The sequence below is a fragment of the Bacteroidales bacterium genome (genome assembly GCA_035647615.1).
Lineage (GTDB): Bacteria > Bacteroidota > Bacteroidia > Bacteroidales > 4484-276 > SABY01.
In genome coordinates this window covers 61,737-74,087 of record DASRND010000031.1, presented here as the reverse complement: position 1 = coordinate 74,087, position 12,351 = coordinate 61,737, and the positions used below count along the sequence as shown (strand labels likewise).

Genomic DNA, 12,351 nt, shown 5'->3' with positions numbered 1-12,351 from the left:
TCATATTTCTACTTTATTAATTTATTAAAAACATTATTTTTCGTAATGAAAACTAAGCAAAAGTAGGCCTTAATGCCTTAGGAGAAAAGGCTTGGGCTAACACAACCTTACCACATCGCGCAAAGTAATATCTTGTAATGCAACGACATTAGCAGCATGAATAAACATCGGTTTTCTTTGTAATGAAACGGTGAAAAGAGAAGAAGACAGGCGATGAAAAAATAAAGTACTATTGTATTTGATGAAAAAATAAGCCGGTTCGTGGAATTAATGATTTTCAATCTTTATTAAAAAAACGAGGTACTACAGTGCATGACAATTAATGAAAAGGCTGAACAAACTGTTGTTGAATTTTTCGGACAGCACATCCACAAAGAGCTGCGTTATCACAACCTGCTGCATACACAAAATGTGGTGCAGGCCTCGCGGGTCATCGCCGGACATTACCATATTGAAGCTGCCAATCTCGAAATGTTGCTGGTTGCTGCCTGGTTTCACGACACCGGTTATCTGCTCTCACACCAAAACCACGAAGACGGCAGCAAGCAACTGGCCGCTGAATTTCTGCACCACCATCACGCCAGCCAGGAATATATCGACACGGTAACCTCATGCATCGAAGCAACACGCATACCCCAGCAGCCGCATAATAGGCTGGAAGAAATACTTTGTGATGCCGATTTGTACCACGTTTCGCAGGAGAGCTTCTGTGAAGTAACGCGCTGGTTCTGGGATGAGCTGACGACCATCAACAACGACACCTTCGATGAAAATAAATACCTGAAACGTACTCTGGATTTTTTTGAAGCACATCAATATAAAACTGATTACGGTAAACGCGTGCTGGAACCGGGCAAACAAAAGAATATGCAAATAATACGAGAACGCCTGGCGCAAAATAGAAAGTAGGCAGTCTTTAGTCGGTAGTTCTCAGCCGGCTGCACTTCTGATAGATCGACAAGCCGACAACATCCTCCCAACCAACCCGACAACTTCTCCCCCATCCAAGCTGTCCATTTTGTTAATGTATTGTTAAATAAAGGAATTGAGCCTCATCATTCTGAACTACAGATGCTTATTCAGGTTTAATGGAGAAAATATCCCGGGGGATTAATTTGGCAAAACATTAAAGTTTATTTTCAAAAATTAAAAAGCACTTTATGGATGATGAACAAATATCAGCGCCCGTAGAAAGCAATATGGGTAATGAACACGGATTAACAACAGAAGCAGAAAGTCGTCCCGGCGGATTAAATATTACCGCAGCGATTCTCAACGGAATGGGCGTCGGACTGCTGCTTGGGCTGCTGCTTGGACTAGCGGTGTCGCCGGTGGTGAGTGGCATTATTGGTACACTTTCGTCGTTGCTGGTAGTATTGCTGGGATTAAACGATAAATATCTGACCATCGTCAAGGGTTTCCGGATTGGCGCGTTTGGACTTTTTGCCGTGGCGGGCATCGTCCTGGGCATTTATATCCGTGCGCACGATCTTCTTTCGCCCACCACGGTCGACCTACGCACTGAATACCGCGCTGCCGGTTTCGACAGCACACAATCGCTTTACTACGTGGCACGCAGGGTTTTCAATGATGTCCCTGCCGGATGGTTTGGCACCGATGCCACTCCTACAGCGCAAGCTACCGGAGAAAACGCATCAGCTCAGGGTGCAACGTCCGGCAACAGCAATTTCGTTGCAATGTCGCACAGCAGTGTATTATTTTCATCCACGGTGGATGCCCGCGCCTGCGACTTCCTGCAGTCGGCAAAAGCTGACTGGCCGGCATCGGAAATCATCAATTCCTTCACCAGCGCCGGTGGTACCTGGGCAGAACTTGCCGTGAACCTCAATAAATTTATGCCTGAAACCACCTTTGTACCAACCATGCTTGCTTTGCGCGATAGTTTCTGCGAGTTGGAATATTCAGGTGATATTATCATTGAAAACACACAGCAGGTCACCCTGCTCAACGATATTAATACACTTGATGAAATAACTGCTGCTTTGAAAAAATCCGGCGAAAGCTGGCAACGTATCCTTAAAAACACCCTGCCAGTAGTTCCCAAAGATCAGCAAAAACGATTCTACCTTTCACTCATCAAAATTTTTAAGTCATGAAAAATATTGCCGCCCTTTTACTAATAACCTTCATTGTTTCCGTAAATCTACCGGCGCAATTCAATCCGGTGGAATCGGCCAAATCGCTCGTGATGATCAAGATTACCGCCAACGGCCAACCCAGCGCCGCCAGTGGTTTTATATGGAAACAGGACGACTGGGTGGTAACTTCGTTGCATGCCATGCAAGCTGGCGCAGAAATAAAAGTGCTTTACCTCAATTCGTATTGGCGCGACGCCACGGTGATACGTGTGCTGCCCAAAGCCGATCTGGTGCTGCTCAAAACCAACCTGACTGAGATGCCGCTGAGCAAACCCGTAAAACCGATCACAAGTTTTTATACGAATAAAATAAAATTTCCCGAAAAACTTTATGCGCAGGGATACCATGGTGGTGCAAATGGCCACCGCACCCAGTCGCTCGAAAAAGGTGATGCTAATCCGGAAACCCTCGAATACCTCATCGTGAGCACCGCCGACAAGAAAAAGCTCAAAACCCTGGGTTTTCCACAGATCGATTTGCCGGTTTATTATCTCAATGGCAGCCTTTTGCCAGGCTATTCGGGAGCTCCTATCTATAATTCCGCCGGACAACTTGCTGCTATCGGCGATGGAGGTCTCGAAAACGGACAAATCAACGTGAGCTGGGCCATCCCCGCCACCTACCTGCCCGAACTCGAAAACGCCAATTCTACGCAACTTCCTGCTTCACTCGGCGATCTTTCGCTGCTATTTTCGGCACAGATGCAACTGGATGAGAATTTTGATGAAGAAAAATTTGCAAACTATGAGCCCACATATCATCCTACAGAAAACCAGCAAAATGGCTTTGAGTTTTATAAAACAAAAAACCGCTCTTTCGAGCAAATGTATGAAACCTCTTTCGACCCTGACAACCTCGACTATTTCGCTGAGGAGTTTGAAACAAACAACATCCACATCGATTATAGCACCTTACGATTCGATATTTATGAAGATGTGATCAACGGCATTGTGGTGGCGCTTCCAGAAGAGAGTCAACTGGTGTTTCAGTCTGAGAGTGATTCGTATGTAGTGGATATGAGCAATTATAACCTGAGCCAGTATTTCATGCTCGAATACGTGGGCGTGCACAACACCGAAGCTGTTCTTTCCGATATCGACGATGCCATTGCTTTGGTTGATGACATTATCGAAAGCTCTTATGGCCAAGTGGTCGGTGGATTTACAATCGATGACGACTATTCTTATACGCTCACCGCTGCAGATCAGTCGGAGGTAGCATATTTGTTTTATCAGGGCAACGACAACTATTACGACGAATATGGAAACGAATACAGCTTAGTGGTTTATCTTACCATCCTTTTGCAGGATTCCAAAGTTTTCTATAGCATCGCCACCATCTCTATGCCTGTGCTCCAGCTTTCTATATCCATGTCAACCGGCATCGACTGTGTGGATTATTACGATATGAATAGTGAGGAATGCGATTATTTTGAGATGCTGATGCGCGTAGTTGCCGCCACCCACCTCACCACTTTTGCCAACAAAAGATTGACGAAAGCCAGGTAGGAATTCAGGCTTCAGTCGGCAGAAGTAGAATTGACAATTTACGACTGGGGATTGTTGAATGAATGTTGCCCTTTTAATTCCATCATGTACAGCCGCCCGATCGGGCTTCTGTACCTCAAAAAATTGAATGAATTTCGATAAATGATTTGAGCCTATGGCCTGAAAATAACCTTCCGGGCGGTGCGCGTGTTGCCGACGGTACACACAATTACATAGGTGCCGGGAGCCAGCTTAGAGCCGTTGTCGTCGGTGCCATTCCAACAGTAATAATAATGCAGCACATCGTTTTGCTCGGGAACTATTGTTTTTACCCGTTGCCCGATGTGGTTGTAAATTTCGATCAGCGGCTTATCCGTCTCCTTCTCTACTGAAATATTGATCACAATCTGATCGGCAAAAGGATTGGGATTTCCGGTAATCGAAAAACCTTTGTCAGGATCAGGGTCGTCGATGCCGATATAAACATACTTCTCATCCCGCATGTAAAAAATGTCGTTGTTGCCGCTGGAGTTGTCTGTCCAGATGAAATCGACATAATGGAAGCTGAAATGCTTGTAGGCGATGGATGGATTTGAAATATTGTTTCCATAGATTCTCTCCATGGTAGCCATCCAGTTTCCCCAATCCGAACCGTAAGAAAAATTATGTTTCAACTTACCCCCACCCAAGGTGAGAAAACTATAACCTATGGGTGGCATCAGATCGTCGATACAAACATTTTCTATTACTTCCTGCAAAGGCATGACAATTGGGCTTTGTATCTGCCAGGAATCATCTTCGAAGGCTTCAACTTCGCAGAGCTTTTGCTGAGGGTTGATGTATAAAAACCGCGCAGAACCCGTTTCCATTATCCACCATGTATTGAAAGATATGCAGGGTTGCGAACCTAAAGCGGAATAAATTATAGCGAAAGTGTTCATAGAATCTTCCGACAGAAAGAAGCTCAATGAATCCTGATTATAGTGAATAGCAAAAAACAAATTGTCATCGCCATATTGCAGGTGGTTGGCAATGGCAATATCATCGATAAATGTTTTGGTCATAACGATTTGAGGCACCACCGGCTCGCCATCCACAACTGCAGCGTAAATCACCGAGCGGGTGTAATCGTTGTTTTGCTGTCGCCACAGCACATTTAGCGTTCCTGCGGCATCCACATCGGCCACTGGCAAATAGCTTATCTCGCCTGGTGAGCTGATCGTATCGGCCGACAGCCAGTTTATAAAATCAGTGCTTTGCAAATGAACGATTGCTTCCGGTTCAGAATTGGTCTGCATCAGCAAATGGATGTGATCGTCGGCGCTGATGGCCAAAGTAGGGTTGGTTCCGTCGGTAATAAAAAACGGCTCGCCCCACTGCTGCAAACTGCGATTGTAGTGCACGCCTTTTATTACGCTGTGTTGATCGATCCAATCGGCAAATACCACGTAAATATTTTCGTCGGAGTCGCGCACGATTTTCCGCTGATTGTGGTGGGCAGTAGCGAAGTTGTGGTTGGAAGTAGCAATAAGCGTTTGCGCAAAACCATGTATTGCGAACACGCTGACAATGGTAAGAAGCAGAAGCTTTTTCATGATAATTGTATTTTTTGTTTAATAAAAAATCGCCGTTTCCTTTTCCCCGAAAGGGTCAAAGTTATTAATTTTTGATTAGAAAAATGCAACTGTTTTAACTATTGTCGGACATCTGAATGGTCGCGAAGCGAAGTACTTCCTTTTTTTGCCTCACACCCACCCGTCTCCAAATTGGAGAGGGAAGCTCTCCTGCCTGGCTATATGAAAGTCGGTAAAGCGAAGCGCACTAATTTGGAGTTCGCATACTTTCCCGAAGGAGAGCTCCCTCCTCCGTCAGCCGACGGAAAGAGTCGGGGATGGGGCATTATAAAAAGCCAAAGTTGCAAACAATACAATCTGATGATATTATTACCATTTAATTATTTACGAAAAATGAATGATTATTTTTGCGCCGTTTTCACAAAATTATTTTAATAAAAAAATGGGAAGAGCATTTGAATACCGCAAAGCCAAGAAGTTGAAGCGCTGGGGCAACATGGCCAAGACATTTACTAAGATAGGAAAAGACATCACCATAGCCGTGAAGGCCGGCGGCGCCGATCCGGGGTTGAATCCGCGCCTGCGCCTGCTGATGCAAAATGCCAAAAATGCCAACATGCCCAAGGAGAACGTGGAGCGCGCCATCAAGAAAGCTACCGCCCCCGATACCGCCGACTACCGCGAGGTGGTTTACGAAGGCTACGGTCCGCATGGTATTGCCGTGGTGGTCGAAACCACCACCGACAACCCTGTGCGCACGGTGGGCAATGTGCGCAGCTACTTTTCGCACAACGGCGGATCACTGGGAACCACCGGTAGCCTCACCTTTTTGTTTGAACACAAGTGCGTCTTTAAACTAAAAAGCTCCGGCGAGATCGACCTGGAAGAGCTTGAGCTGGAGCTGATCGACCTGGGGGTGTCGGAAATCTTTGATGAAGATGATACCATCGTTGTTTACGGCGACTTTGAATCTTTTGGCGCGTTGCAGAAATATTTTGAAGAAAACCATTTTGAGATCATCACCGCCGAGTTCGACCGCATCCCCGCCCAAACCAAAGAGCTGACGCCTGATGAAGCTGCTGATATGGAAAAGATGCTTGCCAAATTTGAAGACGACGAAGACGTGAGCAATGTGTATCACAATATGCGGTAGGAAGCGGTATTCAGGCTATGTGTTTTAAATTCAGAACTCCTGACCTGTTTGTTGTTTTTCAGTTATTTAAATATACTCAATCGTAATTTGACTTGTCACAAAAAGTAAATTATTATCACTAAAATCCCCAACTGACATTTTCCTAATAGAGTGAATAGGTTTATTAGATTCCTCTCCGCCAAACGGCGGATCGGAAAGACAATGGCTGGGGAGAATTGGAGGGAGGTGGGATCGGGCGCGCAGCGCCCGATCCCACCTCCCTATTTCCGCATCAATTCGTGTCATTTCGACCAAATTTGCGTAGCAAATTTGAAAGGAGAAATCTAAAAATCGCGTCATGATATTTAAGCTGGGTCAGGACTTCTGAAATTTAAAAATTCCAACCGCCAATAAAAAATCCGCCGGTAGTCGGAGTAAACATCACAAATAAATCTCAAAATCCAATAACCAAACCGCTACTGGTATTTGGAAATTGGGAGACTTCTTACAAAACTTCAAGACATTTCCTGGCAGACTCCGGTTATTATCAAAGCAAAAATCGCTAAACGTTTAATACGCCGCCGCCCGTTACAAATCCTTACCCCTGAAGCCTTGCTGATTGCGGCTGTTCCAAAGGCTATACTTTTGCGCTCGTTTTTGACAATTGAGAGATTAACCTAAATCAACAATAACACAATGTCATTTGTAACCAGAGAAAAACTATTCTCCCGGGAATGGTTCAAAGTATATAGCCTCATCGTTATCGGCACCTTTATCATGGCCAGCGGATTTGTGCTTTTCATCAATCCCTACCGCATCGTTCCCGGCGGTGTTTATGGTATTGGAATCGTAATCCATTATCTCACCGAGGGCTTGTTTGATTTTTGGCCAACGGGTATTCCCATCGGTTTGCTGGGATTAAGCATGGACATTCCACTTACAATTATAGGAATTCGGGTGCTGGGCCCACGCTTTGGTATCAAAACGGTAGTTGGCTTTGTTCTGACTGCTTTCTGGATGGATTTTCTTACCTACCTTATCGGCCAGACCGACCCACTAGGATTGGGCGACCAGTTGCTGCTGGCTTCCATCTTCGGCGGCGTACTCATCGGCCTTGGGTTGGGATTGGTCTTCCGCTCACGCGCCACCTCGGGAGGTACGGATATCGTAGCCATGATTATTAATAAATTCACCGGTCTGCCACTGGGACAATTGATGATCATCCTCGATTCCTCCATCGTGCTGATAGGATTGGCAGCCTTTGGCGACTGGAAAATACCACTCTACTCCTGGATTGTAATCTTTATCACCGGCAAGGTTGTCGACATCACGCTTCGGGGTATATCGTACGAAAAAACCATGTTCATCGTCTCTAATGAGCATGAAGCCATCCGGCAGAAAATTATCGTTGACATCAAACGTGGCGGCACACTATTTTCGGGCAAAGGGCTTTACAACAACGACGAGAAGCACATGATCTACACCAGCGTAAGCCGCCGCGAATACCAGATGCTTAAGGATTATATCCATCAGATAGATCCCACCGCCTTTGTTACCGTTATCGACGCCAACGAAGTGCTGGGCAAGGGCTTCAAACCGCTTAAAGACGAGCAGTAAACTGGGGTGCAATTGCTTTCAGGAAAAATGACTTAGTACAGACGCCCAAATTGGGCGTCTCTGCTTTAGTATCCTTAGTAATGACAAGACTTTGTTTAATAAAAAAGGTAACTATTTAGCTACTATCGAACAATCGATCCTTAAGGGAATGGAGAACTTCTTTTTTTTGCCTCACTCCCGACCCCTCTGCAATTTGAGAGGGGAGCACTTCTGACGGGCTTTATGGGAGTTCGCTAGGCGGAATACTTCATTTGGGTTTTCCCGCTATGCCACGCAAGAGAGCTCCCTTCTCCGTCAGCCGACAGAAAGGGCCGGGGATGGGGCATTGGCGGCGAAAAGACTGAAACAATAGTTGCAAGTATTAATACCAAAGTAATTTCCAAAAAAGGGAGATTGACCGAACCTTTGTACCCGATCACTCTCCCTCTTTTGTGCGTAAGCATTTAAAACGCCCAATTACTCCCGATAGAAAATATAGCGCGTAATAAAAATCCCGACGTGATCATCCTTTCCGGCGTCACTTTCTACGCCGCTGGTAATAAATTGCAGCTTCCAGCCATCGCCTACAAGCTGGTTGATTTTGGCGGTAATCATGGCATCGTTGGAAGCAATGTTCTGGAAATTGATACCTACGGCACTGTAGAAGTTCAGCAGCTTGGTCTCCTGAAAATTATCAATCTTGGCATCAGCTCGACTCACCTGATTCTGTTTACTTTTTTTGCCATCGGTGCGTTCTGTTGTAAAATCGGCTACAGCCAGCGTATCGCCGCTTTCGATAATCCGCGAGCGCCCCAATCCCATCGGCACCACCGATTCGACCGTAGTTACAACTTTGTACTCCTGTGCATCCGCCAGGAAGCTCATAAACAGCAACACAGCGGCTGCAAGCATAAATTTTTTCATAGCTCTTAAAAAATTGGATTAAAAAAATAGATTTGATTGTAAAAATCGGGAAACGCCTTCTGCGCGTAAATATTGGTTGACACAAAAAAATATAAAAGCTTAGCTTTGTAATCTAATTTCTAAAACCATAAAGTCATGAATAGAATTTTATCCTTCTTCATCATCACCAGCCTGATGCTGCTAAATGCAGCCTTTGCGCAGGTAACATTTTCCGATATGCAAAACCTCAGCAACGAGTACGGCCCTTCCAATGAGCACGACCTTGCCGGTGAGGGTTCTAACTACTATCTGGTATGGGATCAGTGGGGCGATATCATGTTTAGGAAAAGCAACAACAGCGGCCAGAACTGGGGTGAAAAACTCACCCTTTATTCCGGCATCGACTATCTCGGCAAATATCCGGTGGTGGCGGTGGGTGGCAACAACATCTACATCACTTATTACCGCAACACCTCGGACAACAGTGAGATTTTTATGGTGAAATCCATCGATGGCGGCGTTACATTTGGTAATGAGGTTCAAATAACCAATTCTATCCGTCTGGCGCAAGTTCCGCAAATAGTCGCTTCGGGCGATACGGTGCTCGTGGCCTATGAAGACCGCGACGTCGATTACAAATATCAAATCTTTCTGATTGCTTCGACTGACGGTGGCGCCACCTGGAGCACTCCACAAAACCTGTCGCAGACATTAGGCCATGCGCGCTGGTGCAACCTGGCCATGCAGGATCAGAAGCTCGCCGTTAGCTGGAACGAACAAACCGGCTCCACCTATAACGAACTCGACGTATTTGTAACTACCTCCTCCGATTTCGGCGCCACCTGGTCAACGCCCGTCAACGTCACCAACGACGGCCTTTACAACGCCCGGCTCAACACCAGATTAATTCAAAACACGCTCTTCGTCATCGTTTCATCCAATGTGGATGGTTTGCAAACCGACGTCCGTCTCTTCCGCAGCGACGACTTCGGCAGCACCTGGCAGCCAGCCGTAAACCTCTCCGACAACACCGGCGCCTCGGAGCGCCCCGACCTTTGGGTTACGCCCAACTTCGACAACAATTACCGCCTCTATGCCGTCTGGAGCGACGACACCTACACCGGCAACGACCAGGCATATCTGAAATATTCCGTCGACAACGGTTACTCCTGGTCGGAGATGGAACCGTTTTCGCAAGCTACCGAAGATGCTGCATGGGTGCAAATCATTGGCCGGCCCGATGGCGGAGTGGACGAACTCTACACCGCCTGGTACCGCCCCAACGACGGCACCTTCAACTACGAAGTGTGGGGACGCGCGGCTCAAAATCAGGTAAGTTCCGACGTAAACTTTAGCGGCATCGTTCGTGATGAAAACAATATTGCTATCGAAAATGCTGCGGTAGCACTTGGCGGCTATTTGATATTCTCAGATTCAGATGGCGAATTTAACCTCGATGTCCCCGCCGGCACCTACGATCTCTCTGTTTCGGCCGCGGGATTTCAAAATTATTCACAGCCTGCTCTGGAGCTTACTGAAGACACGTTTGTGGAGATTACACTTATGCCACTTGTGCCGGGCAACTATCCGCCTCACAACCTCGAGATACAAAAAGAAGGTCTAAATAATGTGATTGCCACCTGGGAAGCCCCTATCGGTTTTGGCTCCATCGAACTGGCTTACGACGACGGCGAAGCCAACGGACTTTTCAAGCCCGGCACAGCTACCGGTGAGGAATTTATGGCGGTAGGATTCCAACACAACGCGTCCTGCTATTTGCGCCAGGTGAAATTATTAACCAGTCCGGGATTTGCCGGCGAAACCATGAAATTATGGATCGCAGGTGACGACGCAGGCGCTCCCGACCTGAGCGTGGTTTATGGCGGCCCGTATCTGGTAGCTGTTGAAGCTCCTTACACCATCGTCAATATGGATATTCCTATACCGCAAAATGTGCGTTTTTATGCAGCCTGCCAGTGGGAAGAAGGAAACCTTTACGAAATTGGTGGCGACCTGAACCAGCCCGACGGCTTCTCCTACTCTACCATCGACGGTGGCCAAAGCTGGTATGCGCAGGACGATATAGATTTTATGATACGGGCAGGAATAGCGTTCGATCAGAAATCTTCTCCCGAAATGCTTTTGCAACCACAGACATTGTTGGGTTATAATGTGTTTTTGAATGGGAATCTCTGGGGTTTTACAGAAACGAAAACTGCCCTGTTGCTCAGCCTGACACCGGGCATGGAGCATACCATTGGCGTTGCGGCGGTATATGATGACGGAACTTCGCCTGTGCGTTCCGAAGCGATTTTCATTGCCGAGCCGTTGCTCTTTCCGCCCATAAATCTCATGGCATTTATTCTAAACTATACCTCTGTTAATTTGGAATGGCAGGCTCCGGCATCCGATGGCGAATGGATGCATTGGGATGATGGCGAAAACAGTGATGTGGTAGGGGGCGAAAATATTGAGATTTTTGATGCCGCCATTCGCTTCACCACAGATGATTTGCAAAATTATGATAACCAATACCTCACACGTGTTTCAGCATTTTTTGTGGATGTCGATTGTCAGATATTTATCCGCGTGTGGCAGGGCGGCAACCAAAACTACGCAGGCAATCTGGTGCGCGAACAGTTTGTGACGTACCCGGTACCCAACGAATGGAATGTGATAGAACTGGATGCGCCGCTGCAAATAGATGCCCAGCAGGAGCTTTGGATCGGCTACCGCGTGATCAATCCCAATGGCGTATATCCGGCGGGAACCGACGATGGCCCTGCCATTGCCTTCAAAGGCGACATGCTCCTCTACGGTTCCAATTGGGTGAGCATGAGCAGCTACTTTGGGTGGGACATCAACTGGAACATCCAGGGTTATGTGGTGGACAACGGGACAGACGCGACTTCATCAACTATTGAAATTTCAAATTCCGTCCCGGAAAATATTGGTGAGCCTCAAAAGATTACAAACCTACAGCCATCGCAACCATTTGGGTGGGAATATACCCATTTTAATATTTATAAAAATGATGTGCTGCTAGCTACCACCCCGCCCGGAGAGCTTTCGTACGTGGATGAAATGCCGGAGAATTATAATGAATATTATGTAACCACTGCCTGGGACGAATTTGAATCGGTTCCCTCCAACATCGTTGTTGTGTTTTATGAAGGAGTAGCTGAAAATCTTTCTGGTACGGAATCCATCCGCGTTCATCCCAATCCTGTGAGCGGAGCTTTCACCATCACCTGGCCTGAAGCTGCCGGAGCCGCTTCAATTATTACCCTCACCGATTTGCAGGGTAAAATCATAGCAACGTATGCTAATAACGGGGAAGCTACACTAGAACTGGATGCCGATAATCTCAACGGTAGTCGGTTACAAAATGGCGTTTATTTTATTAAAATAGAAAACAATCATTCATCGGCTTTCGCCAAAATAGTGGTGGCAAGATAAGTTGTGCGACGGCACAGGGAAAGTTTATGCTGAACCTGTGC

The 12,351-nt window shown here is 46.6% G+C and carries 8 protein-coding genes; 6 read left to right on the top strand and 2 right to left on the bottom strand.

Annotated elements, in window-relative coordinates; all coding sequences use genetic code 11:
• The first annotated feature begins 312 nt into the window (after positions 1–312).
• The 3 genes from VFC92_09935 to VFC92_09925 all read left to right on the top strand — a co-directional run bounded on the left by VFC92_09935 (position 313) and on the right by VFC92_09925 (position 3,667).
• A complete protein-coding gene (locus VFC92_09935; protein ID HZK08510.1) occupies positions 313–909 on the top strand; it encodes a hypothetical protein in 597 nt (198 codons plus the stop codon).
• Positions 910–1,160: 251 nt separating this feature from the next.
• Positions 1,161–2,117, top strand: a complete 957-nt coding sequence (locus VFC92_09930) for a hypothetical protein (protein HZK08509.1) — start codon at positions 1,161–1,163, stop codon at positions 2,115–2,117.
• Positions 2,114–3,667 (top strand): serine protease, encoded by a 1,554-nt coding sequence (locus VFC92_09925; GenBank protein ID HZK08508.1) that lies wholly within the window; start codon positions 2,114–2,116, stop codon positions 3,665–3,667. The genes VFC92_09930 and VFC92_09925 overlap by 4 nt, the downstream gene beginning before the upstream one ends.
• Positions 3,668–3,819: 152 nt before the next feature.
• On the opposite strand, the gene VFC92_09920 is transcribed toward VFC92_09925, so the two are convergent.
• On the bottom strand, positions 3,820–5,241 hold the full coding sequence (locus tag VFC92_09920) for a FlgD immunoglobulin-like domain containing protein (GenBank protein HZK08507.1): 1,422 nt from the start codon (positions 5,239–5,241) through the stop codon (positions 3,820–3,822).
• A gap of 421 nt (positions 5,242–5,662) precedes the next feature.
• Between VFC92_09920 and VFC92_09915 the strand changes: the two genes are divergently transcribed.
• The gene (locus VFC92_09915; GenBank protein HZK08506.1) at positions 5,663–6,373 is read left to right on the top strand and encodes a YebC/PmpR family DNA-binding transcriptional regulator; all 711 of its coding nucleotides are present in this window, start codon (positions 5,663–5,665) and stop codon (positions 6,371–6,373) included.
• Positions 6,374–7,048: 675 nt separating this feature from the next.
• Positions 7,049–7,969: a YitT family protein gene (locus tag VFC92_09910; GenBank protein HZK08505.1), complete on the top strand. Its 921-nt coding sequence runs from the start codon at positions 7,049–7,051 to the stop codon at positions 7,967–7,969.
• A gap of 456 nt (positions 7,970–8,425) precedes the next feature.
• On the opposite strand, the gene VFC92_09905 is transcribed toward VFC92_09910, so the two are convergent.
• Positions 8,426–8,872, bottom strand: coding sequence for a hypothetical protein (locus VFC92_09905; GenBank protein HZK08504.1), 447 nt, complete (start codon positions 8,870–8,872; stop codon positions 8,426–8,428).
• A 135-nt stretch (positions 8,873–9,007) separates the two neighbouring features.
• On the opposite strand from VFC92_09905, the gene VFC92_09900 reads away from it, so the two are divergent.
• Positions 9,008–12,310 (top strand): T9SS type A sorting domain-containing protein, encoded by a 3,303-nt coding sequence (locus VFC92_09900; GenBank protein HZK08503.1) that lies wholly within the window; start codon positions 9,008–9,010, stop codon positions 12,308–12,310.
• Positions 12,311–12,351 lie beyond the last annotated feature (41 nt).

Excerpts from the sequence above, each read along its gene's own strand:
- VFC92_09935 (HZK08510.1), top strand. The coding sequence starts at position 313 with ATGACAATTAATGAAAAGGCTGAACAAACTGTTGTTGAATTTTTCGGA.
- VFC92_09930 (HZK08509.1), top strand. The coding sequence starts at position 1,161 with ATGGATGATGAACAAATATCAGCGCCCGTAGAAAGCAATATGGGTAAT.
- VFC92_09925 (HZK08508.1), top strand. The coding sequence starts at position 2,114 with ATGAAAAATATTGCCGCCCTTTTACTAATAACCTTCATTGTTTCCGTA.
- VFC92_09920 (HZK08507.1), bottom strand. The coding sequence starts at position 5,241 with ATGAAAAAGCTTCTGCTTCTTACCATTGTCAGCGTGTTCGCAATACAT.
- VFC92_09915 (HZK08506.1), top strand. The coding sequence starts at position 5,663 with ATGGGAAGAGCATTTGAATACCGCAAAGCCAAGAAGTTGAAGCGCTGG.
- VFC92_09910 (HZK08505.1), top strand. The coding sequence starts at position 7,049 with ATGTCATTTGTAACCAGAGAAAAACTATTCTCCCGGGAATGGTTCAAA.
- VFC92_09905 (HZK08504.1), bottom strand. The coding sequence starts at position 8,872 with ATGAAAAAATTTATGCTTGCAGCCGCTGTGTTGCTGTTTATGAGCTTC.
- VFC92_09900 (HZK08503.1), top strand. The coding sequence starts at position 9,008 with ATGAATAGAATTTTATCCTTCTTCATCATCACCAGCCTGATGCTGCTA.